Origin of the sequence: Salinispora vitiensis (genome assembly GCF_000378825.1) — a bacterium.
Classification (GTDB): Bacteria; Actinomycetota; Actinomycetes; order Mycobacteriales; family Micromonosporaceae; genus Micromonospora; species Micromonospora vitiensis.
On the sequence record NZ_KB900388.1, the window covers coordinates 24310 to 50553 of the forward strand.

At 71.2% G+C, this 26244-nt stretch carries 25 protein-coding genes; 18 read left to right on the plus strand and 7 right to left on the minus strand.

What is annotated here, in order from left to right:
* Positions 1–2: 2 nt before the first annotated feature.
* Positions 3–491 carry a DUF3093 domain-containing protein gene (locus SALPAC2_RS0100105; protein WP_018214602.1) on the minus strand — a complete coding sequence of 163 codons (489 nt, stop codon included), beginning with the start codon at positions 489–491 and terminating at the stop codon, positions 3–5.
* An 81-nt stretch (positions 492–572) separates the two neighbouring features.
* Between SALPAC2_RS0100105 and dut the strand changes: the two genes are divergently transcribed.
* From dut to SALPAC2_RS0100125, 4 genes are all read left to right on the plus strand, one after another.
* Positions 573–1079, plus strand: a complete 507-nt coding sequence (dut, locus tag SALPAC2_RS0100110) for a dUTP diphosphatase (RefSeq protein WP_026184245.1) — start codon at positions 573–575, stop codon at positions 1077–1079.
* A gap of 73 nt (positions 1080–1152) precedes the next feature.
* Positions 1153–1842 (plus strand): DUF3710 domain-containing protein, encoded by a 690-nt coding sequence (locus SALPAC2_RS0100115; protein WP_033661744.1) that lies wholly within the window; start codon positions 1153–1155, stop codon positions 1840–1842.
* Positions 1843–1967: 125 nt separating this feature from the next.
* On the plus strand, positions 1968–2348 hold the full coding sequence (locus SALPAC2_RS0100120; protein ID WP_018214605.1) for an OB-fold nucleic acid binding domain-containing protein: 381 nt from the start codon (positions 1968–1970) through the stop codon (positions 2346–2348).
* On the plus strand, positions 2345–3034 hold the full coding sequence (locus tag SALPAC2_RS0100125) for a DUF3159 domain-containing protein (protein WP_026184246.1): 690 nt from the start codon (positions 2345–2347) through the stop codon (positions 3032–3034). Before SALPAC2_RS0100120 ends, SALPAC2_RS0100125 begins: the two co-directional genes overlap by 4 nt.
* Here the strand turns inward: SALPAC2_RS0100125 and SALPAC2_RS0100130 are convergent.
* A complete protein-coding gene (locus SALPAC2_RS0100130) occupies positions 2958–3740 on the minus strand; it encodes a potassium channel family protein (RefSeq protein ID WP_018214607.1) in 783 nt (260 codons plus the stop codon). The genes SALPAC2_RS0100125 and SALPAC2_RS0100130 overlap by 77 nt on opposite strands.
* A 1-nt stretch (position 3741) precedes the next feature.
* A complete protein-coding gene (locus SALPAC2_RS0100135; protein WP_018214608.1) occupies positions 3742–4407 on the minus strand; it encodes a potassium channel family protein in 666 nt (221 codons plus the stop codon).
* A gap of 162 nt (positions 4408–4569) precedes the next feature.
* Here SALPAC2_RS0100135 and SALPAC2_RS0100140 point away from each other — a divergent pair, with 162 nt between their 5' ends.
* The 3 genes from SALPAC2_RS0100140 (at position 4570) to dxs (ending at position 10040) form a co-directional block, all read left to right on the plus strand.
* Positions 4570–6651 carry an APC family permease gene (locus SALPAC2_RS0100140; RefSeq protein ID WP_018214609.1) on the plus strand — a complete coding sequence of 694 codons (2082 nt, stop codon included), beginning with the start codon at positions 4570–4572 and terminating at the stop codon, positions 6649–6651.
* Positions 6648–7901, plus strand: coding sequence for a class I SAM-dependent RNA methyltransferase (locus SALPAC2_RS0100145; RefSeq protein WP_018214610.1), 1254 nt, complete (start codon positions 6648–6650; stop codon positions 7899–7901). Before SALPAC2_RS0100140 ends, SALPAC2_RS0100145 begins: the two co-directional genes overlap by 4 nt.
* 156 nt (positions 7902–8057) lie before the next feature.
* Positions 8058–10040 (plus strand): 1-deoxy-D-xylulose-5-phosphate synthase, encoded by a 1983-nt coding sequence (gene dxs, locus SALPAC2_RS0100150; RefSeq protein ID WP_026184247.1) that lies wholly within the window; start codon positions 8058–8060, stop codon positions 10038–10040.
* A 107-nt stretch (positions 10041–10147) separates the two neighbouring features.
* Here the strand turns inward: dxs and SALPAC2_RS0100155 are convergent, their stop codons facing one another.
* A complete protein-coding gene (locus tag SALPAC2_RS0100155; protein ID WP_018214612.1) occupies positions 10148–11344 on the minus strand; it encodes a hypothetical protein in 1197 nt (398 codons plus the stop codon).
* A gap of 136 nt (positions 11345–11480) precedes the next feature.
* Here SALPAC2_RS0100155 and SALPAC2_RS0100160 point away from each other — a divergent pair, with 136 nt between their 5' ends.
* Both SALPAC2_RS0100160 and SALPAC2_RS27645 read left to right on the plus strand, forming a co-directional pair.
* Positions 11481–13397 (plus strand): hypothetical protein, encoded by a 1917-nt coding sequence (locus SALPAC2_RS0100160; protein WP_018214613.1) that lies wholly within the window; start codon positions 11481–11483, stop codon positions 13395–13397.
* Between the two features lie 285 nt (positions 13398–13682).
* A complete protein-coding gene (locus SALPAC2_RS27645; protein WP_223874057.1) occupies positions 13683–14519 on the plus strand; it encodes a hypothetical protein in 837 nt (278 codons plus the stop codon).
* Here the strand turns inward: SALPAC2_RS27645 and SALPAC2_RS0100170 are convergent.
* Positions 14516–16381, minus strand: coding sequence for a hypothetical protein (locus SALPAC2_RS0100170; protein WP_026184249.1), 1866 nt, complete (start codon positions 16379–16381; stop codon positions 14516–14518). The genes SALPAC2_RS27645 and SALPAC2_RS0100170 overlap by 4 nt on opposite strands.
* Positions 16382–16583: 202 nt before the next feature.
* Between SALPAC2_RS0100170 and SALPAC2_RS0100175 the strand changes: the two genes are divergently transcribed.
* The 4 genes from SALPAC2_RS0100175 to SALPAC2_RS0100190 all read left to right on the plus strand — a co-directional run bounded on the left by SALPAC2_RS0100175 (position 16584) and on the right by SALPAC2_RS0100190 (position 20550).
* Complete coding sequence (locus SALPAC2_RS0100175; protein WP_018214616.1) at positions 16584–17252, plus strand: response regulator transcription factor; 669 nt, start codon at positions 16584–16586, stop codon at positions 17250–17252.
* Positions 17249–18418, plus strand: a complete 1170-nt coding sequence (locus SALPAC2_RS0100180; RefSeq protein ID WP_018214617.1) for a sensor histidine kinase — start codon at positions 17249–17251, stop codon at positions 18416–18418. The genes SALPAC2_RS0100175 and SALPAC2_RS0100180 overlap by 4 nt, the downstream gene beginning before the upstream one ends.
* A gap of 282 nt (positions 18419–18700) precedes the next feature.
* On the plus strand, positions 18701–20134 hold the full coding sequence (rox, locus tag SALPAC2_RS0100185; RefSeq protein WP_018214618.1) for a rifampin monooxygenase: 1434 nt from the start codon (positions 18701–18703) through the stop codon (positions 20132–20134).
* A gap of 41 nt (positions 20135–20175) precedes the next feature.
* Entirely contained in the window at positions 20176–20550 is a 375-nt protein-coding gene (locus tag SALPAC2_RS0100190; RefSeq protein WP_018214619.1) for a VOC family protein, read from the plus strand.
* Positions 20551–20664: 114 nt separating this feature from the next.
* Here the strand turns inward: SALPAC2_RS0100190 and SALPAC2_RS27135 are convergent, their stop codons facing one another.
* Positions 20665–20820, minus strand: coding sequence for a hypothetical protein (locus tag SALPAC2_RS27135; protein ID WP_018214621.1), 156 nt, complete (start codon positions 20818–20820; stop codon positions 20665–20667).
* Positions 20821–20940: 120 nt separating this feature from the next.
* On the opposite strand from SALPAC2_RS27135, the gene SALPAC2_RS0100205 reads away from it, so the two are divergent.
* The 5 genes from SALPAC2_RS0100205 to SALPAC2_RS0100225 all read left to right on the plus strand — a co-directional run bounded on the left by SALPAC2_RS0100205 (position 20941) and on the right by SALPAC2_RS0100225 (position 25406).
* Complete coding sequence (locus SALPAC2_RS0100205; protein ID WP_018214622.1) at positions 20941–21375, plus strand: VOC family protein; 435 nt, start codon at positions 20941–20943, stop codon at positions 21373–21375.
* Positions 21376–21521: 146 nt separating this feature from the next.
* Positions 21522–22760 (plus strand): sensor histidine kinase, encoded by a 1239-nt coding sequence (locus tag SALPAC2_RS0100210; protein ID WP_018214623.1) that lies wholly within the window; start codon positions 21522–21524, stop codon positions 22758–22760.
* Positions 22757–23422 carry a response regulator gene (locus SALPAC2_RS0100215; RefSeq protein WP_018214624.1) on the plus strand — a complete coding sequence of 222 codons (666 nt, stop codon included), beginning with the start codon at positions 22757–22759 and terminating at the stop codon, positions 23420–23422. The genes SALPAC2_RS0100210 and SALPAC2_RS0100215 overlap by 4 nt, the downstream gene beginning before the upstream one ends.
* A 77-nt stretch (positions 23423–23499) precedes the next feature.
* Positions 23500–24240, plus strand: a complete 741-nt coding sequence (locus SALPAC2_RS0100220) for an alpha/beta hydrolase (RefSeq protein ID WP_026184250.1) — start codon at positions 23500–23502, stop codon at positions 24238–24240.
* Positions 24237–25406, plus strand: a complete 1170-nt coding sequence (locus tag SALPAC2_RS0100225; protein ID WP_018214625.1) for an acyltransferase family protein — start codon at positions 24237–24239, stop codon at positions 25404–25406. The genes SALPAC2_RS0100220 and SALPAC2_RS0100225 overlap by 4 nt, the downstream gene beginning before the upstream one ends.
* Here SALPAC2_RS0100225 and SALPAC2_RS0100230 read toward each other — a convergent pair.
* Complete coding sequence (locus tag SALPAC2_RS0100230; RefSeq protein WP_018214626.1) at positions 25369–26181, minus strand: class I SAM-dependent methyltransferase; 813 nt, start codon at positions 26179–26181, stop codon at positions 25369–25371. The genes SALPAC2_RS0100225 and SALPAC2_RS0100230 overlap by 38 nt on opposite strands.
* Positions 26182–26244: the final 63 nt, after the last annotated feature.

Below are 26244 nucleotides of genomic sequence, written 5' to 3' on the forward strand. Positions count from 1 at the left end.
ACTCAGTCCCGACCGGTGTCGGCCGGGTCTCGGGCGGCGAGGATCGCCTCCGCCAGCTGCACCGGCCGCCGGGTGCTGATCACCCAGAACGGGGTCGGGTCAGCTGGGTCGTCGAGCACCACCTGCACGGCGCTGGGGATCCACGGCCGTTGGATCACGAACGCCAGCGGGTCCGCGCCGACACCGAGCACCTCGCGTCGCCCGGCCGCATCCAACGGGATGACATCGGCGACGAACCGGGCCGGCAGCCGCGCGTCGTCCACCCGCAACTCGCCGTCGTCAACCGCCACCCGGATCCGGCCCAGCCAGAGCAGGCTCGCCAGGCACGCCGGCAGCAGCAGCGCGAACGGCAGCCACGACCGGATGCCCGACGCGCCCATCCAGATTTCCGTGGCGAGTAGCCCGGCCGCGGCGAATCCGCCCAGCCAGAGCCACCACGGCAGATCGAGCCGTTCGGCGTAACGGGCAGCCGGGGACGAGGAGACGCGCACGAGATGAAGGGTACGGCGCGCGCCGCGGGGAGTACCGGGCAGGATGGGCAGGTCACTCAGGAACCGGAGGAAGAGGGAACCGTGACCGATGTCGTACCCGTGCCTGTGCGGCAGCTCGACCCGGGGTTGCCGCTCCCCTCGTACGCCCATCCCGGCGACGCGGGGGCGGACCTGGTGGCCGCCGCGGATGTGGAGCTGCCCCCCGGTGGCCGGGCCCTGGTGCCGACCGGGGTAGCCATCGCGTTGCCCGAGGGGTACGTGGGCCTGGTCCACCCCCGTTCGGGTCTGGCGGCCCGGCTCGGCGTGACCGTGCTCAACGCGCCCGGTACGGTCGACGCCGGCTACCGGGGTGAGATCCTGGTCAACCTGATCAACCATGATCGGGAGGCGGTGGCTCGGATCGCGCGCGGTGACCGCATCGCACAGCTGGTCGTGCAGCGGGTGGCCCGGGCGCGGTTCCAACCGGCGGCGGAGCTGCCCGCGTCCCAGCGGGGCGCTGGCGGGCACGGCTCCACCGGCGGCCACGCCGGCCTGGGTTCGGCCCCGGTGCCGACCGACGGCCGGCAGCCGGTGCCGGAGGTGTCGTGACACCCGGAGCGGACGCATCGCCGGTAGCGAAGGAAAGTGACAGGGTGGGCGTGAAGAGCGTGAACAGCGGAGGGTGTACGCAGTGATCTTCTCCCGAAAGCGGGCCGGTGCCGAACGGCACCCGCGCGACGAGCGGCCCGAGGCCCAGGACGCGCACGAAGCGACGAATTCGGCAGCGCCGGCCCCCGGCCCCTACGACGTGACCGAGGCGCCCTCCGGGGTGCAGCGGCTCGACCTGGGGAGCCTGCAGATTCCGGCGGTCGGCGGGGTCGAGGTGCGGGTGCAGGCTGACCAGCAGGGCGCCGTTCAGCAGGTGGTGCTCGTGCACGGGCAGAGTGCGCTTCAGCTCGGGGTCTTCGCCGCCCCGCGTAGCGCGGGCATCTGGGACGAGGTGCGCGAGGAGATCCACCGGTCCCTGTCCAACGACGGCGCCACCACCGAGGAGGTCACGGGTGGGTACGGCGTCGAGCTACGGGCGCAGGTCCCTACCCAGGATGGCCGTACCGACCTGCGGTTCGTCGGCATCGACGGGCCGCGCTGGATGGTCCGGGCCGTCTACCAGGGCGCGGCGGCGACCGAGCCGGATGCGGCCGGCCCGCTGACCGCCTGTCTGGAGGGCCTCGTCGTTGACCGGGGGCAGGAGGCCCGGCCGGTGCGGGAGCCGCTGCCCCTGCGCCTGCCCCGAGAGGCCGCGGAACAGACGGCCGGGGAACAGGCGGCCACGGGCTCTGCCGCCGAGCCGAAGCCGACCCCGCAGGTCTGACGGCGCTCCACCGACCGCTGGGACCCCTTCCGTCGGCGTACGCTGGCGGGGCGGTCCCGGCGTGCGGTGGGCCGCCCCACCGCCGGCCCCGGTCGGCCCAGCCCGGAAAGGGTGACGCGGAGGTCATGTCGACCGACGAGCGACGGGGTTCGCTGCGGCGCGTGTTGCGTCGGCTCACCGCCAGCGAGGCGGAGATCGAGGCGCAGGAGCTGCTCCGGGAGAGCGCCGAACACGGCGGCATGCCGGCCCGCCAGTGCTGCCGGGGCCAGCTGGTCGCGGTCTCCGGCCGGCTCCGCACCGTGGTCTACACGCCGCGGACCAACCAGCCGACGTTGGAGGCGGACCTGTACGACGGCAGCGACGTGGTGACCCTGGTGTGGCTGGGCCGGCGGCACATCGCCGGCATCGAACCGGGCCGGCACCTGACCGCACGGGGCCGGGTCGCCGTCCGAGGCGACCGTAAGGTCATCTACAACCCGTACTACGAGTTGGAGCCGCCGAAGTGACGACGGGACAGCGCCCGACGGCGCAGCCGGGCACGGGAGGGGAGGAGCCGCTCCCGACGCTCGCCGAGCAGATGGCCGACCAGCTGGGGGGCTGGCGCGGAATGCTGGAGTCCAGCATTCCGGTGGTCGTCTTCGTGGTCGCCAACATCATCGGTGAGCTGCGCCCGGCGGTGATCGCCGCGGTGGCGGTCGCGGTGTTGATCGCGGTGCTGCGGCTGGCCCAGCGGCGGCCGGTGCGGCACGCGGTGAACGGGCTGTTCGGGATCGCGATCGGCGCGGCGATCGCCTGGCGCAGCGGCGACGAGCGGGACTTCTACCTGCCCGGCATCCTCTACGGCATCGGTTACGGCGTGGCGCTGCTGGTCTCGGCGGCGATCCGGCAGCCCCTGGTCGGCTGGATTTGGTCGATCCTGGTGGCTAAGGGCGCCTCCGACTGGCGTCAGGACCCGATCCTGGTGCGGACCTTCACCCGGCTGACCGTGCTCTGGGGGGTGGTCTGGCTGGCGAAGGTGGGGGTGCAGGGCGGGCTCTTCCTCGCCCACCAGAACACCGCGCTCGGCATCGCCCGGCTCGTGCTCGGCTACCCGCCGTACGTGCTGCTCCTGCTGATCACGGTCTGGACGGTGCGCCGGGTAACCCGGGACCATCCGTACGCCCCCCAGACGCCTCCGGCCCCGGTCGAGTAACGGCCGGCCCCGGGTCTCCGCAGGCCTTGCGGGTCCGTTCGACGCTGTCCGGGCCGAGCACCACCGTCCGGACGGAGTCCTCCACCTCCGCCGTGCAGACGAAGATCAGCTCGTCGCCGGCCTCGATCGGGTCGTCCGGGCTGGGCACCAGCACCCGCTTGCCACGCAGGATCGCCACCAGCGCCGCGTCGCGGGGGAGTGGCACCTCCCGCAGCGGATGACCGACGTACGGGGCGCTCGTCGGCAGCGTGATCTCGACCAGGTTCGCCTCCCCCTGCCGGAAGGTCATCAGCCGGACCAGGTCGCCGACGGTCACCGCCTCCTCCACCAGAGCGGCCATCACCCGCGGCTTGCTGACCGCCACGTCCACCCCCCACTGCTCGGTGAAGAGCCACTCGTTCTCGGCCCGGTTGATCCGGGCGACCACCCGGGGTACCGCGAACTCGGTCTTGGCCAGCAGTGAGACCACCAGGTTGACCTTGTCGTCCCCGGTGGCGGCGACCACCACGTCGCGGTTGGCCAGCTCGGCCTCCTCCAGGTTGGTCAGCTCACAGGCGTCGGCCAGCACCCACTCCGCGTCCGGCACCCGTTCGGGTCGGAGCATCGTGGGCTGCCGCTCGATCAGCGTCACCTGGTGGCCGTTCTCGATCAGCTCCTGGGCGATGGAGCGGCCCACGTTCCCGGCGCCGGCGATGGCGACCCGCATGTCACTGCCCCCCTTCCAGCGGCTGCGCCGCCGCTGACGTGACCGCGTTGACGATGTCGTCGGTGACCAGCATGAAGATCTGGTCCCCCTCCTGCACGACGGTGCTCGGCGTCGGCAACGTGCCGATCCCGAACCGGGTGAGGTACGCCACCCGGGCGCCGGTCGTCTTCTCCAGCGCCAGCACCGACCGGCCGACCCAGTCCTTGTGCACCGGCACCTCCACGATCGAGACGGTGCTCGTCGGGTCCCGGAACAACGCCTCGTTGCCGTCCGGCACCAGGTGCCGCAGCATCCGGTCGGCGGTCCACCGGACGGTGGCCACCGTCGGGATGCCGAGGCGCTCGTAGACCTGGGCCCGTCGCGGGTCGTAGATGCGCGCCGCGACGCGGGTGACCCCGAAGGTCTCCCGCGCCAGCCGGGCGGAGATGATGTTGGAGTTGTCGCCGCTGGAGACGGCCGCGAACGCGTCCGCCCGGTGGATGCCGGCCTGCCGGAGTACCTCCCCGTCGAAGCCGGCGCCGGTCACCGTGATGCCGGCGAAGTCCGGGCCGAGTCGGCGGAAGGCGTCGGCATCCTGGTCGACGACCGCCACCGAGTGTCCGCGGGCCTCCAGACCGTGCGCGAGGGTCGCTCCGACCCGCCCACAGCCCATGATCACCACATGCACCGTGCCCCTCCTCAACATCCGCCCGCACCAGCCGTTGCGGCTGTAGGACGAGCCTGTCACGTCCCCGGGGGCGGGCGCGGACCGACGGTACTCCGTGCCAACACCCCCTGGTCTCCGGCCACCCGGGCGTGGGTGTGGGCGAGGGTCGTACGCTTGGCGGTTGTGGCCCGACCCGCCTCGCTGGTGAAGCGACTGCTCGTCGGTCGACCGTTCCGGTCCGACCGACTCCAGCACACCCTGCTGCCCAAGCGCATCGCCCTGCCCGTTTTCGCCTCCGACGCGCTCTCCAGCGTGGCGTACGCCCCCGACGAGATCCTGCTGATGCTCTCGTTCGCCGGCGCCTCGGCGTTCGTCTTCTCGCCGTGGATCGCCCTGGGGGTGGTCGTGGTGATGCTCGCCGTCGTGGCGAGCTACCGGCAGAACGTGTACGCCTACCCGTCCGGCGGCGGCGACTACGAGGTGGCCACGGTCAACCTGGGGTGCCGCGCCGGTGTCGGCGTGGCCAGCGCCCTCCTGGTCGACTATGTGTTGACCGTCGCGGTTTCGGTCGCGTCCGGGGTGGCGAATCTGGGCGCGGTGATCCCTTTCGTGGCCACCCACAAGGTGGCGGTGGCCGTCGTCGCGGTGGTGCTGCTCGCCGCCGTCAACCTGCGGGGGATCAAGGAGTCCGGCACCACCTTCGCCATCCCCACGTACGGCTTCATGATCGTTATCGTCGGCATGATCCTGACCGGGCTGGTCCGGGTGGTGCTGCTCGGCCACGACCTGCGTGCTCCCAGCGCGGATCTGGTCATCGCCACCGAGTGGAGCGAAACGACCGGGTGGGCGATGGCGTTCCTGCTGCTCCGGAGCTTCTCCTCCGGCTGCGCTGCGCTCACCGGCGTCGAGACGATCTCCAACGGGGTGCCCGCCTTCCGGGCGCCGAAGAGCCGCAACGCGGCCACCACCCTGCTCATGCTCGGCGCGGTGGCGGTGACCATGCTGGTCGGCATCGTCTGGCTGGCCCGGCTGACCGGCCTACAGTTCGTGGAGGACCCGGCCCGGCAGATCGTCGGCGGCCCCGACGGGTACGTGCAGAAGACCGTCACCGCGCAGCTCGGCGAGACCATCTTCGGCTCCGGCTCGCTGCTGCTGTTCGTGGTCGTCGGCGTCACCGCCCTGATCCTCTTCCTGGCCGCGAACACCGCGTTCACCGGCTTCCCGGTGCTCGGGTCGATCCTCGCCCAGGACCGCTACCTGCCCCGGCAGCTACACACCCGGGGGGACCGGCTCGCGTTCTCCAACGGCATCCTCTTCCTGGCCGGCTTCGCGATCGTGCTGATCATCGGTTTCCAGGCCGAGGTGACCAAGCTGATCCAGCTCTACATCGTCGGCGTCTTCGTCTCGTTCACCCTGTCCCAGGCCGGCATGATCCGGCACTGGAACCGCTACCTCCGGGTCGAACGCGACCAGCAGGTACGCCGGCAGATGATCCGCTCGCGGGCGATCAACAGCTTCGGGATGGCGATGACCGCCACCGTACTGGTGATCGTGGTCGTCACGAAGTTCCTGCTCGGCGCGTGGATCGCCATCGCCGCGATGGTCATGATCTACCTGGTGATGCTGGGGATCCGGCGGCACTACGACCGGGTCGCCGTCGAACTCATCCCCGACGAGGGGCGGCCGGTGAAACCGGCCCGCAACCACGCGGTCGTACTGGTCAGCAAGGTCCACCAGCCGACCCTGCGGGCGATCGCCTACGCGCAGGTCACCCGGCCGGACAGCCTGACCGCGGTGACGGTGAACGTCGACGACAAGGACACCCGCCGGTTGCAGGCCGAGTGGGAACGGCGGGACGTGCCGGTCGCACTGACCGTGATCGACTCGCCGTATCGGGAGATCACCCGACCGATCCTCGACTATGTGGCCGGCGTCCGTCGGTCCTCGCCCCGCGACGTGGTCACCGTCTTCATCCCCGAGTACGTGGTCGGCCACTGGTGGGAGAACCTCTTGCACAACCAGAGCGCGCTGCGGCTCAAGGGTCGGCTGCTCTTCGAACCGGGAGTGATGGTCACCAGCGTGCCGTGGCAGCTCGCCTCGACCGAGGGCAAAGATCTGGACCGGCTGGACGAGACGCTCAGCCGCGGACCGGCCCGCGGTCCCCGGGTGACGCCGGGCGGCCCGGAGCCGGGAGCCGGCCCGTCAACGGTCCCCGCTCCGCCGCCCGGGAGTGGCCCGGACCCGGCCGATGGAGGTGGCCGGTGACCGGCGACGAGGGGCTGGCCGAGGCCGAGCGGGTCGAGTTGACCGTCGGGGCGGTGGCCCCGGGCGGGCACTGCGTCGCCCGGGTCGCCGGCCAGGTGGTCTTCGTCCGGCACGCGCTGCCCGGCGAGCGGGTGGTGGCCGAAATCACCGAGGTGCACCGCGGGTTCGTCCGGGCCGACGCGGTGACGGTGCTGACGGCCGCGCCGGAGCGGGTCGAGCCCCCCTGCCCGTACGCGAAGCCCGGCCGTTGCGGCGGCTGCGACCTGCAGCACGTGTCCCCCGAGGCGCAGCTGACCTGGAAGGCGGGGGTGATCCGCGAGCAACTCACCCGACTGGGCGGGCTGACCGACGGGGAGCTGGACGCGCTGGGCATCCAGGTCGAGGCGCTGCCCGGTGGGTCGCTGGGCTGGCGTTCCCGGGTGCGCTACACCGTCGACGGCGCCGGCCGGGCCGGCCTGCTCAAGCACCGCTCGTACGAGGTGGTGCCGATCGACCGGTGCCGGATCGCCCACCCGGCGATTCAACAACTGCCGCTGCTCGGACCCGTACGGTGGCCGGACGCGGACGCCGTGGAGTCGGTCGCCTCGACCGGTGGGGACGTGACCGTGACCGCGGTCGCCGACGGGACGGTGCGGCCGGTGAGCGGGCCGGAACGGGTTCACGAGGAGGCCGTCGGCCGCCGGTGGGCGCTGCCCCCGTCGGCGTTCTGGCAGGTCCACCCGGCGGCGGCGGACACCCTGGTCAACGCCGTGTTGGCGCAGCTCGACCCGCAGCCGGGGGAGACGGCCTGGGACCTGTACGGCGGGGCCGGCCTCTTCGCGGCCGCGCTGGCGGAGCGGGTCGGTGTCACCGGTCGGGTCACCCTCGTCGAGGCCGCCGGGGCCGGCGTCGCCGCCGCCCGGCAGAACCTGCGGGACCTGCCGCAGGTCGGCATCGTCTCGGGCCGGGTCGCCCCGGTGTTGGAGCGGGGGCGCCGCGTAGCGCCGGTGGACCTGGTGGTGCTCGATCCGCCCCGCTCCGGGGCCGGGGCCCGGGCGGTGCGGGCGGTGGCTGCCGCCGGAGCGCGCGCGGTGGCGTACGTGGCCTGCGACCCGGCCGCCTTTGCCCGGGATGTCCGCGGCTTCACCGAGTTGGGTTGGCGGCTGGCCGCGCTGCGCGGCTTCGACCTCTTTCCGATGACCCAGCACGTGGAGCTGGTGGGGCTGCTGCTGCCGCCCGCCTCGCCGCGCCAGCGGCCGAGCGACGCCTGACCCTGCGGCACCAGCGGCGGAGCGAACCCTGATCCGGCCGCACCGGTGGCGGAGCGAACCCTGACCACCGGCTCAGCGTTGTCGGCGTCCGGCGGACCGCTCCGGGTGCTCCCGACCGGACTGCAAGCTGTCACCCGGCCGATAGACTCTCCGGTCATGAGTGTTGAACGGGACCCGGCAAACCAATCCGGGCTGCTGGCCGCCGTCAGCGGTCCGCAGGACATCAAGCGGATGTCCACCGAGCAGCTGGACATCCTCGCCGCCGAAATCCGTGACTTTCTGGTGGCCAAGGTCTCCCGGACCGGCGGGCACATCGGCCCCAACCTGGGGGTGGTGGAGCTGACCCTCGGGTTGCACCGGGTCTTCGACTCCCCCCGGGACCCGATCCTGTTCGACGTCGGCCACCAGGCCTACGTACACAAGATTCTCACCGGCCGTCAGGGTGGCTTCGACAAGCTGCGCCAGCGCGGCGGGCTCGCCGGCTATCCGAGTCAGGCCGAGAGCGAGCACGACCTGATCGAGAACTCGCACGCCTCCACCGCCCTCTCCTACGCCGACGGGCTGGCTAAGGCGTACGCGCTGCGGGGCGAGCCGCGGGCGGTGGCGGCCGTGGTCGGCGACGGCGCGCTGACCGGCGGGATGTGCTGGGAGGCGTTGAACAACATCGCGACCGCCGGCAACCCGCTGGTGATCGTGGTCAACGACAACGGCCGCTCCTACTCGCCGACGATCGGCGGGCTCGCCGACCACCTCTCGACGCTGCGCCTGAACCCCGGCTACGAGCGGGTGCTGGACACGGTCCGGGAGGCGCTCGGCTCGACCCCGCTGGTCGGCCGGCCCATGTACGAGGTGCTGCACGCGGTCAAGCGGGGCATCAAGGACGCGGTCGCGCCGCAGGCGATGTTCGAGGATCTCGGCATCAAGTACGTCGGCCCGGTTGACGGGCACGACATCGCAGCGGTCGAGGGGGCGCTGCGCGCGGCGAAGTCCTTCGGCGGCCCGGTGATCGTGCACGCGGTCACCCGCAAGGGCTACGGCTACCGCCCGGCCGAGGACGACGAGGCGGACTGTTTCCACAGCCCCGGTGCCTTCGACACCGAGACCGGCAAGGCCACCGCGGTGCCGTCGGTGAAGTGGACGCATGTCTTCGCCGAGGAGCTGGTGGCGATCGCCGATGAGCGGCCGGACGTGGTGGGAGTCACCGCGGCGATGGCCGAGCCGACCGGCATCGCCAAGCTGGCCCGGAAGTACCCGGAGCGCACCTACGACGTGGGCATCGCCGAGCAGCACGCCGCCACCTCGGCGGCGGGGCTGGCGCTGGGCGGTATGCACCCGGTGGTCGCGATCTACGCGACCTTCCTCAACCGGGCATTCGACCAGGTCCTGCTGGACGTGGCGATGCACAAGCTGCCGGTGACCTTCGTGCTGGACCGGGCCGGGATCACCGGCCCCGACGGGCCCAGCCACTACGGCATGTGGGACATGTCCATCTTCGGGGTGGTGCCGGGCCTGCGGATCGCCGCCCCCCGGGACGCCGCCACCCTCCGCGAGGAGCTGCGCGAGGCGGTCGCCGTGGACGACGCTCCCACCATCGTCCGCTTTCCGACCGGTTCCGTCGCCGCCGACCTGCCGGCGCTGCGCCGGGTCGGGCCGGTGGACGTGCTCGCCGAGTCGGCCCGCGCCGACGTGCTGCTGGTCGCGGTCGGTTCCTTCGCCGGCCTCGGCATGGAGGTCGCCGCCCGGGTCGGCGAGCAGGGTTACGGCGTGACCGTGGTTGACCCGCGCTGGGTCCGGCCGGTCCCGGCCGAACTGGTGGAGCTGGCCGCCGGGCATCGGCTCGTGGTCGTCGTGGAGGACGGGGTTCGGGCCGGCGGCGTCGGCGACGCCATCGCCCAGGCGATGCGGGACGCCGACGTCGAGGTGCCGGTGAAGGACCTGGGTGTACCGGTCGACTGGCACCCGCACGGCACCCGGGCCCAGATTCTCACCGACCTCGGCCTGACCGCCCAGGACGTGGCCCGCGACGTCACCGGCTGGATCTCCCGGCTCGACAATGGCGTCGTCGGCAACGAGAAGGAGTTGGTCACCGACCAGGTGGAGCCGGTCGTCACGCCGCGGGAGGCCCCCGCTCCGAAGTGAGGGTGCGGGTGGGTGACGGCGGGTTGTCCGCCGTCACCCACTCGCCACCGCGGCATCGCGGCTACCGCCGCCGCCGGCGTTACCCCAAGGACGTTGCCGCCGAAGCGTTACTGCGGAGCGGGCAGGGAGCGGTAGTGGGTCTCCTCGGTGGTCGCCAGACTCACCGTGACCTTCTCGTCCGCTAGGGGCAGGACGGTCAGGCCCGGGCGGTCAACGAGGCGGGACGTGCCGGCCGGGACCGACAGCGAGTCCTCCGGCATCGGCTGCCAGCTCAACACGCCGAGCCGCTGCCCAGCCACCGGCAGGACGTACGCCTGCAGCGGCGCGGCCGGGTCGGCGGCCGACATCAGCGCTGCGCCGCCGGTGGCCGGCCGGTACAGCATCGCCGTCATCTCGTCGCCGGCCGCCTCCCAGGTGAGCTGCTGCACCTCACCGGGCGGGCCGGCACCGAGCGTGCCCTCGCCGACCGTCCGGATGCTCAGCCCCGACATCGGCCAGGAGGCCGGCACCGAATTCGCCGACTTTTGGCTCCCGAATTGGCGTTGGATGCTGCCGAACGGTCCCTCGTCGCCGGCGAGCGCGCAGGTGTCCAACCCGGCCAGGGCCTGCTGCCCGGAGCCGGACTCGTCGCGTACCAGCGGGTCGCGCGGCGCGTCCAGGCCGGTGCCGAGGTCGAGGAAACGATCGGTGGCGCGCCCCTGCGGCAGCGATTCGGTGGCGCGCAGCGTGGCGGTGACCGGGACCGCGGAGCAGGCCGGCACCGCCACGGGGGTGCTCAGGCCCCCCTCGATGGTCACCGCCTCGCCATCCGGGCCGGTCAGGTCGGTGACCCGGGCGGAGACCAGGTAGCGGCGACCCGCGTCGGTGTGCACCGGGAGGACATCGGAGTAGATGAGGTAGCCGGGGTCGGTGTGCTCGACGGCGTGGGTGACGGTGTGGCGCCCGGCCTCCCCGGCGACCTGGAGTAGCCAGGAGGAACCCGTACCGGGAACATCCGCGGCGACCAGGGCGAGCGGCGCGCCGTCGACCTCACCAACCCAGAGAATGCCGGAGGTGGGTAGGTGCGCCCGGTCGTCGAGCGGTGACCGCCAGGCGCGGACCGCCTCGGTCACCGCCGTCGTCGTCGCGGCCTCGGTGGCGAGGGAACCGCGGGCCGGCCAGACGATGAGCGAGCCGTCCTGGCTGTCATGCCCCACCGCCAGGTCAGCCGGTGCCCGGTCGGTGACGACCCCGCAGCCGGCCAGGGACGCCATCAGGGCCAGCGCGGCGGCGGTCGTCCTGCCGGTCCGGCGGGCTGCAAGCACCTTTAGCTCCTCCGTTTACCCCAGCCGGTCGTGCGAACCGCTATGGTACGAGATGGCATGGTGCCGTCCGGAACCGCCCACAAGGGATCGTGTGCTGGCTTTCCGGTAAATTCCGTTCGGGTAGACTCCGCCGACTGTGACGTCTGCTGACACCCGCGCCGACCCCGCCGCCGTGACTCCGTCGGAGCCGGTCGATCTCAACAGCGCGGGTGTGTTCCCCCTGAACGGTGCCGCGGCGGGGGGCCGGAAGCCGAAGCCCGACCCACCGGCTGCGGCCCCGGGTCGTCGTCGGCTTCGGCTGCCGTCGTTGACGGCTCGACGGCAGCATCTGGTGGTGGTCGGCGGGTTTCTGCTCGCGGCGTTCTGGGTGACCAGCCAACTCTGGATCAACCCGGCCGGCCGGGTGGCCGCGCTCTACAGCAGTGACCCGGCGCAGGTGCAGTTTTTCCTGGCGCACTCGGTGCGGGTGGTGCTCCACGGGGAGTTCCCGTTCTTCACCGAACAGTTCAACTACCCCGACGGGGTCAACCTGATGGCCAACACGGCCATCCTCGCGCTGGGCATCCCGATGGTGCCGGTGACGCTCCTCTTCGGCCCGGCGGTGACCTTTGTGCTGTTGGTCACCCTCGGGCTCGCCGGCACCGCGACCGCCTGGTACGTGGTGCTCCGCCGGCACCTCGTTCGCAGTCGACTGGCGGCGGCCGTCGGCGGATGGTTCTGCGGGTTCTCCCCGGCGATGCTGTCGCACGCCAACTGGCACCCCAACATCATCAGTCAGTTCCTGCTGCCGTTCATCGTGTGGCGGGTGCTCGCCATCACCCGGTCCCAGCGTCCGTACCGCGACGGCCTGCTGCTCGCCCTGCTGGTGACCGTGCAGGCGTTCATCAACGAGGAGATCCTGCTCTTCACCGCGATGGCGTGCGGGGTCTTTCTCGCCGCCGTGCTGGTGCAGCGGCCCCGGCTGTGGTGGGCGGCGTGGCGGCCCCTGGCGAAGGCCCTCGCCACCTGTACGGCGGTGGCGGGCGCGCTGCTGGCGTACCCGCTCTACGTGCAGTTCGCCGGGCCGATGGCGTACCACGGGCTGAGTGACGCGGTCCGGGACTACGGCAACGACATCGCCGCGTTCGTCGCCCCGGGCTCTCCCACCCTGGGTGGGGATGACGCGGCCAACACCGGCCTCGCCCCGAACTACTCGGAGGAGAACGCCTTCTTCGGCTGGAGCCTGTCCCTGATCGCCGTCGGCATCGTCCTGTGGCTGCGCCACGAGGTGGTCGTGCGGGCCCTCGCGGCGACCGGGATCTTCTTCGCGGTGCTCTCCCTCGGCGAGCGGATCTCGTGGTGGGACCAGGAGATCGGGGTCGGGCCGTGGGAGTGGCTGGTCCGGCTGCCGCTGCTGGACGCGGTGGTGCCGACCCGGTTCGGGCTGATTACCACTGTCACCGTCGGGCTGTTGCTGACGCTCGCGGTGGACCGGTCCCGGAAGCTGCCGCTGCCCCGCCGTACCCTGCGGCTGCGCACCGCCGCCGGGCTGGCGCTGGCGTTGTTGCCGATCGCGCCCATGCCGCTGGCGGTGACCTCCCGACCGCCGGTGCCAGAGTTCATCACCGCCGACCGGTGGCGCGGCTACGTCGCGGCGGACCAGACGCTGGTGCCCATTCCGGTGCCGAGCATGGGTAACACCCACGGCATGCGTTGGGCCGCCGCCGCCAACCTCGACTTCAAGATTCCCGGTGGCTACTTCCTGGCGCCGCGCAACGCCAACACCGGCGACCCAGGTCGGTTCGGTGGCCGCCCCAGCGGGCTCGGGGAGCTACTCAGCGAGGTCGTCAGCACCGGACGTACGCTGCAACTCGACGACCGGCAGCAGCGGCGGGCCCTGGACGACCTGCGGCACTGGCGGGCCGCGATCCTGGTCCTACCGGTCGACCAGCACCACGCGGAGCCGCTGCGGTTGACCGTCGAGCAACTGGTCGGCCCGGGCACGCGTGAACTGGACGTGTGGATGTGGGACGTCCGCGCCCTGACGGACCCGGCGCCGGCCGTCGAGCACTAGAGCTCTGTTAGGTCCGTGAATCGCTGGGGCGATCGCGGTTCCGGCCCCGCCTGTTATCGGCGTTACGTGTGTTTACCTCGATCAACGCCCACTCTCCCTTTGAGATCGTCTCATTGCGGAGGGTGGGTTGGTTGCTAAGGTGATTTTCGGAAGAGCGCAGTCCCGGTCCGGATTCCAGGGGACGATGGGATGGATGATCAGCTGGCTGGTGATCCCCCCGCGCCGGTCACCGGTGCTGGGCTCGCGGTATCGCGGATCTTGAGGTCCGGTGAGCGGAGGCACGCGGTGCCAGTGCTGCTCCACCTCTACTCTGCTTCGAAGTTGATATTCCATTCCTGGGTGCTGGCGATGCGTCGTTCCTTTGCCAGAGACGAGAGCGGACGGCGAGTGTTCGAGTACCTGAAAGCCGTCACTGAGCGCACGAGGAAGTCAGTGCCCAATTCGCAGATTGAGGAGCTTGTCACGCTGGCATTCGAAGGTTCTCGCCGGGCAAGCTGGGCTGCACAGTTGCACCTTGTGGATGTTCTTTATGATTTGGTGCAAAAGGAATTTTCAAGTGATGCGCAGTGTATGGAGCTGGTGCGCGCAGCCGAAATCCGGACCGACAGGCGAGCTCGTCGCCGGTGGCCGCTGCGCCCTCGTCGAGTAGGTCTCGTGCCTACGACGGGGCTCCGGTCGCTTATGGGGCAGAAGCTCAAGGCGCACTCGGCTGGTTCGCGAGAGCTACTGGAAGCGCTGCCGGACGAAGAGTCAGATAGCGCGGTGGTCGAAGTTGTCGATCGTGTGGTGGTGGCCTTGCTTGAGGAACGCTTCCCGCAACCTCCGTCACCAGAGCGTCTTAGCGGGTTGGCCGATCGGGTGGCAAGAATTTCCCAGGACATTCGACTCGACAAGCTGCTTGCGGAAGAAGTGATTCGGGACGTTCTTGTGGCTCGAGCAGACGGCGTCATCGATGCGCCGGACGGCCTTGTGGTGCATGCGAAGATTGCTACCTTTGTGCAGGTGGTGGAGGACCTGGGAATGTACCCGTGGGAGGTTGATCGGGTGATCGGTGCAGCCGAACGCGCGGCCGAGGACGCTGGTGTGCGTCTCACCAAGCGCTTCGATGGTTTAGGGCCTTAGCCGACCAGGGGACGGACGTCCCAGAGCCAGACGTCGTCCACCCGCTGCGGTGTGCCGAGCAGCGACGTCATCAGGTCGCGCAGCACCGCCTCCTGGGGATGGGCGCCGAGCACCACCACCGAGGCCTGCCAGTACCGCAGGTCCTCGACCGCCTGCCGCCGCTCGACGTCGGTGATGTCGGGCGCGGCGTTCTTGCCCATCGTGGAGTAGATGAGTCGGGTCGTCGGCCGGTTCGCCGCCCCGAAGATCCCCTCCCCCTCCTCGTTGGGACCGATGAAGTACCCGCCGGGAACGGGGAAGGCGTGCTGGGCCAGCGCACTCCAGCGCAGCGTGGAGAGGCCGTGCACGTTGCTCGGGATCGGCACCGGGACCAGGGTGCGCCCCTCGGGCACGTACGGCCGCCAGCCCTCGGCGGTGATGAAGTGCGGTGGGGGCGCCACCGACTCCACCGGCAGCGGTCGGGGGATCAGCGGCAACAGCGCCAGCGTGATGGCCGCGTAGCCGACCGGGCGTCGCCACCGCAGCAGGAATCGCAGCGGGCGGCCGGAGCGCCGCATGGGCGCCGGTGGCTGGCCGGAGCGCTGCGCGGGTACCGGTGGCCGGCCGGTCCGGGAGACGGCGTCCCATGCGACGGCGAGCAGGACCCCGATCGCGGCTGCCACGACCAGACTCAGCCGGGTCGGCATCATCATCTCGACCAGCGGCAGCTCCTCCGAAACGTACGACCATGGGCCGTCGGTGTCGGTCTCGGCGCCGTCGAAGCGGATCGTCGGGCCGAGGGAGGCCACCGTGAACACCACCGTCAGCACCGCCAGGATGCGCGCCGTCAGGCTGCGGCGGACCAGTAGCAGGAGGGCCAGCACCGCCAGGATCACCAGCGGCCAGCCGAACCAGCTGTTCTGCTCGGTCAAGCCGAGCGTCTGCTCCACCGCCGGGTCCCCGGCCAGGGTGTCCCGGGGGAAGGTGACATAGGCCTTCAGGTCCTCGCCCCAGCTGTGGAAGATGCCGCCCTGCAGGCCGCGGTAGGACTGCGGACCGTTGAACTGGAACCAGATCGGGTACGCGGTGAGCAGCAGCGCCAGGCCACCGCCGGTGCCGAGGGCGGCGGCGAAGGTGCCGGCCTGTCGCCAGGCGGCCCTCGGCCGCAGCACCGCGTACGTGGCGACGACGACGAGGCAGGCCAGCGCCGTGAGCAGCAGCATCTCCTCGTTGATGAAGATCTGGTACGCCACCAGCAGGCCGAGCAGGATGCCGTTGCGCCGCCACCGGCCGGGCTCGCCGAGCCGCAGCACGCGGAGCACGATCAGCGGGAGCAGGAAGTTGGAGACGAAGTTGGGCTGGCCGTTGGCGTGGTGCACGACGCCGGGTGCGAAGCCCAGGAACGCGCCGCCGACGAACGCGGCGGCCCGGGAGCGCACCAGGTGCCGGGAGAGCACCCAGTAGGAGGTGCCGGCGGTGGCGGCCAGCGCGCCGCCGAGGTAGAGCACGTACATCACCTGGGGGCCGACCAGCGCGGTCAACGGCGCCAGCGGCAGGGTCACCCCGAGCAGTGAGGTGTTCGCCATCATGTTCACCCCGGTCGGGGCGTTCTGCCGGGTGGTGAAGAGCGGGTTCTCCAGGTGGAACACCGAGTACGCCCCGTGTGCGAAGAGCCACTCGAACCAGCTGTGGTCGGTCGGCAGGTGGGCGGAGACCCGGTTGGGTATGTCGCCCCAGTGGTTGAGGCAGACCAGTACGCCGAGGGCCAGGTAGACGCCGAGGGCCAGGACGTCGGCGCGGGCGGGACGCCAGCGGGAGCGCCGGGTCGGCACTTCCGCCGCAGCGGATGCGGGGGTGCTGGTCTGTGGCACGGAGTCAACCATCGGCGCGGGCACGACGCGCCATCGTACAGGCGGCCGCGGCTGGAGCTGCCGGCCCCGGTCACTCTCGGTTGCCCGCTGTCCCGTCCGCGGCCGTGGCCTGGCCTGAGCCGGGTGCCGGGCTGCTTCGCCACCGGTCGCGCACCGGGTCGTCGCTGGCGGTGAAGCACTAGGTTGTCGGGGAGTCAGGCGCGAGGAGGCTGGGATGCGGGTACTGGTTGTCGAGGACGAACGCCACCTCGCCGATGCGATCACGCGGGGGTTGCGCAAGCGCGGCATGGCGGTGGATGTCGCGTACGACGGTGACAGCGGGCACGAGATGGCCTTTGTCACCCGGTACGACGTGGTGGTGCTCGACCGGGACCTGCCCGGCGTACCCGGTGATCAGATCTGTGCCGAGTTGGCCGCCTCCGGCACCCTGACCCGGGTGCTGATGTTGACCGCCAGCGGGACGGTCGCTGACCGGGTCGAGGGGCTGCAACTGGGCGCGGACGACTACCTGCCGAAGCCGTTCGCCTTCGACGAGTTGGTCGCCCGGGTGCAGGCGTTGGGCCGCCGCGCCACCCCGGCCGCTCCGCCGGTGCTGGCGGTGGCCGACCTGGTGCTCGACCCGGCTCGGCGGACGGCCACCCGGGCCGACCTGCCGGTGGATCTGACCAACAAGGAGTTCGGCGTGCTGCACGAACTGGTCAAGGCCGGCGGCGCGGTGGTCTCCAGCGAGGAGTTGCTGGAACGGGTCTGGGACGCCAACACCGACCCGTTCACGACCATCGTCCGGGTCACCGTGCGCACGCTGCGCCGGAAGCTCGGCGAACCACCGCTGATCGAGACCGTGGTCGGCGCCGGCTACCGGGTGACGGGGGCGCCGGCGTGAGCGCCGGCCGGGGCATGCGGCCCACCCTGCGCCTGCGGTTGACCCTGCTCAACGGGTTACTGCTATTGGGGGCCGGGGTGATCCTGGTGCTGCTGGCCTGGCTGCTGGTACGCGATGCGCTGCGTCCCACCGACGAGCTGCTTCCCGGGACGACGGTGGTGCTGGCTGACGGGCGTTCCTTGGACGCCGCCGAGTGGCAACGGCAGCTGGGCGATACGGCGAGCCGGGAACTGTTGGCCAAGGGGCTGGCGGCGCTGTTGGCGATCAGTGTGGTCGGGGTGGCCGGTGGCTACCTGGTCGCGGGCCGGGCACTGCGCCCGCTCTACCAGGTCACCGCCACCGCCCGGCGGCTCGGCGAGACCACCCTCGATCAGCGGATCGGCTACTCGGGTGCGGACGATGAGGTGGCCGAGCTGGCGCAGACCTTCGACGCGATGCTGGACCGGATCGCGGTCGCCTTCGACGCGCAGAAGCGTTTCGTCGCCAACGCCTCACATGAGCTGCGTACCCCGCTCGCCGTGATGCGTACCGAAATTGACGTGACGCTCAGCGACGACGAGGCGGACACCGCCGAGTACCGCCGCATGTCCACTGTGGTGCGGGATGCCTCGGAGCGGGCCAACGGCCTAGTGGACGCGCTGTTGGTGCTGGCCCGCAGCGAGGCCCAGGCCGGCCATCGCCTCGCCCGGCGGACGGAGTGCGATCTGGCCGCCGGCACCGCCAACGCGTTGACGGCGGTACGCCGGGAGGTGGAGCGGATTGGTCTGCGGGTGGAGACCTCACTGGAGCCGGCGCCGGTGGTCGGCGACCCCGGGCTGCTCGACCGGCTCGCCGGGAACCTGGTCGAGAACGCGGTGCGTTACAACCATCTGCATGGCCGGCTCTGGGTGCGGACCGGTTCGGATGGCCGGCGGTCCTGGCTGGTGGTGGGCAACACCGGTTTCGAGGTGGAGCAGGCCGATGTGCCGGGGCTGTTCGAGCCGTTCCGGCGGGGCGGCCGGGAACGGACCGGTGCCCGCGGCTCCGGTCTGGGGCTCTCCATCGTCCGGGCCGTCTGCGACGCGCACGGGGGCGTGGTGAAGGCGATCGCGCAGCCGGGCGGTGGCCTAGAGGTGACGGTGACGCTGCCGGCGGCAGATGGGCCGAGTCCCGCCGTCACTCGGTGAGGTGGCAGCGCACTTCGACTCTGGGAGTGCGCTGCAAATTTAGGAGGGCGCTTCATTTGGAAGTGCGCTTCGACCTCTGGGGGAGTGCACTTCTCCCTGCCACTCTTAACATATAGCACATGGGGGGTCTTGCGGCAAGACCCCGTTATTGCCGCAGAATCGTCGGCCGAAGCCAGTACCTGTGGAATCAGGGATTCGCGACACACACGTGTGCGCGGGTTCGCGCCATCAATTCGGCGGAGGGCTGGCCGAGGTAAGTGTCGACGAAAAGGGGGCAGTTTCATGTTCGACGTGATCATTGTTGGGGGCGGGCCGACCGGCATGATGTTGGCCGGTGAGCTACGGCTGCACGGAGTACACGTGGTGGTGCTGGAGCGGGACACCGAGCCGCCGGTGATTGTCCGCTCGCTCGGGCTGCACGTGCGCAGCATCGAGGTGCTGGACCAGCGCGGCCTGCTGGAGCGCTTCCTCGCGAACGGCCAGCAGTACCGGGTCGGTGGCTACTTCGCCGGCATCACCAAGCCGTGGCCCGACAACATGGACACCGCGCACGGGTACATCCTCGGTATCCCGCAGACCAGCACCGAACGAATCCTCGCCGAGCACGCCGCGGCGGCTGGCGCGGACATCCTGCGCGGCACCGAACTCGTCAGCCTGCGCCAGGACGAGGAAGCGGTGACCGCGGAACTCGCCGACGGCACCCAGCTCCGCTCCCGCTACCTTGTCGGCTGCGACGGCGGCCGCAGTACGGTCCGCAAGCTGCTCGGCGTGGACTTCCCCGGCGAGCCCACCCGGTTCGAGACGCTGCTGGGCGTCATGGAGCTGACCGCGGCGCCGGAGGAGGTCACCGCGGTGATGACCGAGGTCCGCAAAACGCAGCTCCGGTTCGGTGCCGGCCCGGTCGGCGACGGGGACGGGCTGTACCGCGTCGTCGTGCCCGCCGCCGGGGTGGCCGAGGACCGGACGACCCCGCCGACCTTCGAGGAATTCCAGCAGCAACTGCGGGTGACCGCCGGCACCGACTTCGGGGTGCACTCACCGCGCTGGCTGTCCCGGTTCGGTGACGCCACCCGGCTCGCCGAGCGCTACCGGGTCGGCCGGGTGCTGCTGGCCGGCGACGCGGCGCACATCCACCCGCCGCTCGGTGGACAGGGACTCAACCTCGGTATCCAGGATGCCTTCAACCTCGGCTGGAAACTCGCCGCGGAGATCGGCGGCTGGGCGCCCATCGGGCTGCTAGACAGCTACCACGCGGAGCGGCACCCGGTGGCCGCCGACGTACTGGAGAACACCCGCGCGCAGACGGAGCTGATCACCCTCGAGCCGGGCCCCCAGGCCGTACGCGGGGTGGTGGCGGAGCTGATGGACTTCGAGGAGGTGAACCGCTACCTGATCGAGAAGGTCACCGCGATCTCGGTGCGGTACGACTTCGGCGCGGGGCACCATCTACTCGGCCGGCGGTTGCGCGACGTGGAGCTGAAGCAGGGGCGCCTCTACGGCCTGATGCACCGCGGCAAGGGAATGGTGCTCGACCAGACCGGCCGGCTATCGGCCGCTGGCTGGGCCGACCGGGTCGACCACGTGGTGGACGTCAGCCCGGAACTGGACGTGCCCGCGCTGCTGCTGCGGCCGGACGGCCACGTGGCGTGGGTCGGCGACGACCAGGAGGCGCTGCGTATCCAGCTGCGGCGATGGTTCGGTGAGCCGTCGGCGTAATTCGGTTGATCGACTGAGTGGGAACGGGTAGCAACCCTCCTATGTCGACATCTTTGCGTAACGTCTGTTTCGACGCCGCTGACCCGTACCAGCTGGCCACCTTCTGGAGCCAGGTCATGGACCAGCCGATCGCCGCCGAGTGCGCGCCGGGCGTGGAAGAGGCGTACCTCGATACGGTTGGCGGGTCGTGCCTGCATTTCCTGCGGGTACCGGAGAGTAAGGTCGGCAAGAACCGGGTCCATGTCTGCCTCACTCCCGAGCTCACGCGGGACGAGGAGGTCGAACGGGTCATGGCGTTGGGCGCGAGGTTCGTCAGCGACCATCGGAACCCGGACGGCACCGGATGGGTGGTGTTGGCCGACCCGGAGGGCAACGAGTTCTGCGTCCTACGCAGCGACGCCGAGCGGGCCGGCTGAGGAGAGGTTGGGAAGGTCGTCATTCCCGGTGGGTGAGCGCCAGGTCCACCGGGATGGCGGCACGCTTGGCGTCGGGGGCCAGGCAGGTCGATGGCAGCGACGTGGTCATCAACTCTAGAAACGAAAGGTCACGAGCCACAGCGCCGACCGGACGTTGGACGTCAGATCCGGTAGGAACCAGAGGAGCAGGTAGGCGTACAGCGTCAGCAGCGGTAGCAGCACGAGCGCCACGACGATCACGGTCGCGGTGCGGACCCAGGCCCAGCGCATGCCGGGCTTTCTATCGAATCGCGTTCACACCGTCAAGGGCCGGTAGTGGCTGCCCGGATTGGTCCGGCGCCGCCGTGGATTTGCGTTGCAACGTCGCCGCCAGATGCCTACGGTGAGCCGATGCCATCGGTCAAGCAGGTCCAGGTAACTTTCGATTGCGCGCAGCCGGAGCGGGTGGCACGGTTCTGGTGCGAGGCGCTGGGATACGTCGTGCCGCCGCCCCCTGCGGGCTTCGCCACCTGGGGCGACTTCGAACGTACGTTCCCACCGGAACGGCAGGGTTCGGCGTTCGCCTGCGTCGATCCCGCTGGTGTGGGGCCGCGGCTGTTCTTCCAGCGCGTTCCGGAGGGGAAGGCGGTGAAGAATCGGCTGCACCTCGACGTGCGGGTCGTAACCGGGCTCGTCGGTGCCGAGCGGCTGGCCGTCCTCGAGGCCGAGTGCGCCCGGCTGGTCGCGCTCGGCGCGGTGCGGGTGCGACTCCTGCCCGCCGACGGCTACAGCGAGTCGTGTCTGGTGATGCAGGACGTCGAGGGCAACGAGTTCTGCCTCGACTGACGCCCCCGCCGGGTCAGCGTGCGGGACCCGGTTGGAATCGCCCCGGGGTTAGGGCTGGTAGCCAGGGCCCGTGCCGGTGGGGCGTGGCCTGGGCTTCAAATTGGCCATGTCCCCACCGAGCCGAAGCGTGACAGTACCCTGATCGCATGCCGATTGCCGCAGCGCTGCGTGATCTGGTGCGGGTGGTCGCCACCGGCCACGACCCGAAGCCGGGGGATGCTGCCGCGTCGGGTCGAGCCCGTCGGTTGGCGCGGCTGCGCCCGAAGCTGCGGGTGTTGGCGCCGCTGGTCGCGTTCCTGCTGTGGCTCCTCGCGATGGCGGGCCTCGAGCCGTACCAGGTTGGTCGGTTCGAGACGGTCCTCCTCGCCGCCCTGACCGCGGCGCCGGTGGCCCTGCTTCCCGGCCGTGCGCTGCTGGCGTGGCGGGTGGCCGCGGTAGCCACCCTGGTCAGTGGCGTTAACGGGCTACATGAAGGCGGTGCTCCCTGGCCCGGCAATCCGGTGCTGATCCTGGTCTACCTCGTCGTCCTCGTGGTGGTCGGCTACCGCCATCCGCTGGGGGTGCTGTTCTGGGTCTGGGTGTTCAGCATCGCGATGTCGCTGGCGTTTCTCGACCCGGGCGTCGGCTACGGCAGCATGTTGCTGGTCAGTGGCGTGCTGGGAATAGGCCACCTGTGGGGCCGGTGGGCGCAGGCGCGCGCCGGCCTCGTCGCCGAGCAGGAACGGGGTGCGATGCTGACCGAGCGCGCGCGCATCGCCCGTGAGCTGCACGACGTCGTCGCCCACCACATGTCCCTCATCGCGGTGCGGTCGGAGACCGCCGGCTACCGGCTGGACGAGCTTCCGCCGGCGGCGCGCGCGGAGTTCGGGGAGATATCCGAGGCATCCCGGGAGGCGCTCACGGAGATGCGGCGGCTACTGGGCGTCCTACGTGCCCCGCAGGAGCAGCCGTTGACCGCCCCGCAGCCGAATCTCGCAGAGCTGGAGGCGCTCGTGGCGGACGCCCAGGCAGCCGGGACCCCGGTCACGCTGACGGTGGAGGGGGCGGTCATCGACCTGCCGGATGCGGTGGGTTCCTCCGCCTACCGGATCGTGCAGGAGGCGCTGTCCAATGTGGCTCGGCACGCACCGGGTGCCCGCACTGACGTCACCCTGCACCGCAGCCGGCACGAGTTGACCATCCGCGTCCGCAACGCGGTCCGGGTGGGCTCCGCCGGCCGGCCGGTGCCTCCTCCGGGTTCCGCGCCAGCCGGCACGGGTGGCGGCCACGGCCTGCTCGGAATGCGCGAACGGGTGGCCATGCTCCACGGCAGCCTGCAAGCAGCCGAGACCGACGACGGTGGATTCGAGGTACGGGCGACGTTGCCCCTGGAGAGCCAAGCATGATCAAGGTGTTGCTCGTTGACGACCAGGCGATGGTCCGGGAGGGGTTCGGGGCGTTACTCACCGCCCAGGAGGACATGGTGGTGGTGGCGGACGCCGCCGACGGGGAGCAGGCGGTCGCCGCCGCGCGCCGGTACGACCCCGACGTCATCCTGATGGACATCCGGATGCCGACCATGGATGGGTTGACCGCAACTCGTCAGATCCTGGAGGTGCCACCCGGTGGGCGTCGCCCGCGGGTGCTCGTGCTGACCACCTTCGACCTGGACGACTACGTGTTCGAGGCGCTGCGGGCCGGCGCGAGCGGATTCCTGTTGAAGGATGCGCCCGCCGCCGAACTCATGCACGCGGTACGCGTGGTGGCCGCCGGCGAGGCGCTGCTCGCTCCCTCGGTGACCCGGCGGCTCATCGCGGACTACGCGAGCCGCGCGCGGCCGCGACGAGTTGACCCGGATTCGATCAACGCCCTCACCCGGCGCGAGGCGGAGGTGCTGCGGCTGATCGCGCGCGGGTTGTCGAACCAGGAGATCGCGGCGGAGCTGGTCCTCGCCGAGCAGACCGTCAAGACTCACGTCGGCCGCGTACTGATGAAACTCAACCTGCGAGACCGGGCGCAGGCAGTGGTCTACGCCTACGAGAGCGGCATGATCAACCCGGGTGAGTAAGTAGTACCGGGGTACCGGTCCGGGTTGGCGCTCGCGGGTGACGCTTCCGGGGACGGTCCGTACCTAGCGTCGCTGCCATGAAGCGATGGTTGTTGCGGCTGCTCGTCGCGGTGCTGCTGGCCGCCGCCTGCCCGGCCCCGAGCCCGGCGGCGATCGGCGCGCCGGTGGTGCGGACCGTGGGTGATCCGGATGGGGCCGATCGGATTGTCGTGCTGGTGCCCGGTGCGGCCACCACACCGGAGAACTTTGACCGGGGGCACGGGGGCGTCCTGCGGCGCTCGCCGTACTGGCAGGCCCGGCAGCTGCACGCCGCGTGCGGCGGGCAGGTAGCGGTGGTGGCCTGGCTCGGCTACGCGCCGCCCGGCGGCATCGACCTCGCCGCGGTCCGCTCGGAGCGCGCGATGGCCGGAGCGACGGCCCTGACCGGCTACGTCCGGCAGCTCGCCACGGCCCGGCCGGACGCGACGATCACGGTGATCGGGCACAGCTACGGCTCTCTGGTCCTCGCCTACGCGGCGGCCCGGCTGCCCGTTCAGGTCGCCGACCTGGTGGTGCTGGGAAGCCCCGGCCTTGATGTCGGTGCGGCCGAACAGTTGAATACCGAGGCACGGCTCTGGGTGGGCAGCGCCGAGGGTGACTGGACCCGGCGGATCCCCGAGGTGCGGGTCCTTGGCCTCGGTCACGGCGCGGACCCGAGCCGGCCCTCGTTCGGCGCGCGGACCCTGGATGTCACGGGCGCCGAAGGTCACGACGGGTACTTCCTGCCCGGCACCACCGCACTGGAGAGTCTCGCCGCCGTGGCGTTGGGGACAGCATGACCGCGGGATCGCTTCCCGCCCGCCTTGCGGCGGCCACCCCGGCCGGCCGGGACCGCTCCATCGACGTGCTGCGTGCCCTGGCCATCGCCGGCGTGGTGCTCGGCCACTGGCTGGTGACCGCGTTCGTGCTCACCGGGTCGGGGCTGCGGGTGGCCAGCCCGCTGGCGTACCTGCCCGGCCTCACCCCGGTCTCCTGGCTGTTGCAGACCCTCGCGGTCTTCTTCTTCGTCGGCGGGTTCGCCGCGGCGGGTGGACTGCCGAGGGCGAGCAGCTACCGGGGGTGGCTGCTGGCGCGGATGAATCGGCTCTTCCGTCCGGTGCTGGCTTTTCTCGCCTGCTGGGCGGTGGCGGCCCTGGTCTGGATGCCGGCCGCTGACCCGGAGTCCGTGCGCACCGTCCGGGTCATCGTGCTGAGCCCGCTGTGGTTTGTCGTGGTGTACGCCGGGCTCATCGCCGTGACCCCGCTCGTGTGGAGCCGGCCCGGCCGAGCCGTCGTGCCGCTCGTGGCGGCGGTCGCCGTGGTCGACGTGGCGCGGCTCGGGCTCGGCGGCCCGTCGTGGCTCGGTTGGGTGAACGTGGCGACCGCCTGGCTCGTACCCTTCTGTCTCGGGGTTGCCTGCGCCCGCGGGGCCCGGCTGCCGGCGGTCGGGCTGCTCCTCGGCGGGATCGTGGCCACCGCCGCGCTGGTGCACTGGTTCGACTACCCCGCCAGTCTGGTCGGTGTGCCCGGCCAGGGCCGGTCCAACCTCAACCCGCCCACCCTCGTCGCGGTGAGCTTCGGGCTGGCCCAGGTGGGGATGGCCTTGCTGCTACGTGGCCCGCTGACCCGGCTCGCCTGCCGCCCGTTGGTCTGGGCTGTCGTGGGCGTGACGAACCTGTCCGCCATGCGGATCTTCTTGTGGCACCAGACCGCGCTGGTGGCGGTGACCCTCTTCGCCCTGGGCTCCGCCCCACTGCCCGGACTGCACACCGCGCCCGACACGTGGTGGTGGATCCTCGCCCGCCTCCGCTGGCTGCCCGTCTTCGCAGCTGTTCTGCTGGGCGGGCTGTGGCTGGGCGCCCGGATCGGCGCGGGACGGCGTCCCCGAAAGGGCCGTTCGCTCCCACCCCAGGCTTCGGCACGGTGGTCTACTCCGCTTCTGCGCTGCTTCGGACGGCGATCGTGAGGACGTGGCCGCTGGCGCCGAGCAAACTCGGCTCATCTTCCACCGAGCGCATCATTTCCAGCAGCAGGCCGGTCAGGTCGGGGCTGGCCAGGATCTCGGCCAGTCGCGCCCCGGTCATCCCCAGCGGGCCCTCGACCGAAACCCGCCGCCGTACGACGAGGCCCGCCTCCGTCGCTTCACCGGCCAACTCGTCCGGATGGTGGAAGTAGGCGCTGGTAAACCACCGCTGCGTGTCGCCGATATTGCGGTGCACTCCTTCGGCCAACGTGCGCTCCACCATGGGTCGGAACTGTGCGTCAGTAAAGTAGCCCTTCACGAAACCGTCGAACAGCGACGCGAACCGGCTGATGGTGGCGCCCACGACCACGCCGCCAGCACGTACGACACGAGCCGCTTCCCGCCAGACAGCAACGCGATTCGTCCGCTCCGGCAGGTGATACAGCGGCCCGAGCAGCAAGACCGCGTCCACGCTGCGATCGGGGGCGGGTAAGGCCCGGGCATCCCCGAGGACGGCGGTCACCCCGGGGCAGGCTGCCGCCTCAGCCACATGCTCGGGCACCGGGTCGACAACCCGGACGTGGTAGCCGGCCTGCGCCAGCGGAGCGGCGTAGACCCCGGTCGCGCCGCCCACGTCCAGCAAGGCCGCTGGTGCACCCGGGAGCACCCGGGACAGGACATCCCACGTGCGCAGGAACTCCAACCGGCCCGGGCCGGCGGCGAGCCGGTCCCGCTCGCCGCCCCGCTGGTAGAACTCCAGGATTTCGGGCTTCAGCACACAGCAGATCGTGTTACGGCTGACCGTCGGCGGGCAACCAAGTTTCCGCGGTCGGTACCTGTG

What these genes read in the sequence shown, in the direction of transcription:
- SALPAC2_RS0100215 (WP_018214624.1), top strand. Translation starts at nt 22,757, where the DNA reads ATGATCAAGGTGTTGCTCGTTGACGACCAGGCGATGGTCCGGGAGGGG.
- SALPAC2_RS27135 (WP_018214621.1), bottom strand. Translation starts at nt 20,820, where the DNA reads ATGCGCTGGGCCTGGGTCCGCACCGCGACCGTGATCGTCGTGGCGCTC.
- SALPAC2_RS0100225 (WP_018214625.1), top strand. Translation starts at nt 24,237, where the DNA reads ATGACCGCGGGATCGCTTCCCGCCCGCCTTGCGGCGGCCACCCCGGCC.
- SALPAC2_RS0100220 (WP_026184250.1), top strand. Translation starts at nt 23,500, where the DNA reads ATGAAGCGATGGTTGTTGCGGCTGCTCGTCGCGGTGCTGCTGGCCGCC.
- SALPAC2_RS0100190 (WP_018214619.1), top strand. Translation starts at nt 20,176, where the DNA reads ATGTCGACATCTTTGCGTAACGTCTGTTTCGACGCCGCTGACCCGTAC.
- SALPAC2_RS0100170 (WP_026184249.1), bottom strand. Translation starts at nt 16,381, where the DNA reads ATGGTTGACTCCGTGCCACAGACCAGCACCCCCGCATCCGCTGCGGCG.
- SALPAC2_RS0100120 (WP_018214605.1), top strand. Translation starts at nt 1,968, where the DNA reads ATGTCGACCGACGAGCGACGGGGTTCGCTGCGGCGCGTGTTGCGTCGG.
- SALPAC2_RS0100175 (WP_018214616.1), top strand. Translation starts at nt 16,584, where the DNA reads ATGCGGGTACTGGTTGTCGAGGACGAACGCCACCTCGCCGATGCGATC.
- SALPAC2_RS0100130 (WP_018214607.1), bottom strand. Translation starts at nt 3,740, where the DNA reads ATGCGGGTCGCCATCGCCGGCGCCGGGAACGTGGGCCGCTCCATCGCC.
- SALPAC2_RS0100210 (WP_018214623.1), top strand. Translation starts at nt 21,522, where the DNA reads ATGCCGATTGCCGCAGCGCTGCGTGATCTGGTGCGGGTGGTCGCCACC.
- SALPAC2_RS0100205 (WP_018214622.1), top strand. Translation starts at nt 20,941, where the DNA reads ATGCCATCGGTCAAGCAGGTCCAGGTAACTTTCGATTGCGCGCAGCCG.
- rox (WP_018214618.1), top strand. Translation starts at nt 18,701, where the DNA reads ATGTTCGACGTGATCATTGTTGGGGGCGGGCCGACCGGCATGATGTTG.
- dxs (WP_026184247.1), top strand. Translation starts at nt 8,058, where the DNA reads ATGAGTGTTGAACGGGACCCGGCAAACCAATCCGGGCTGCTGGCCGCC.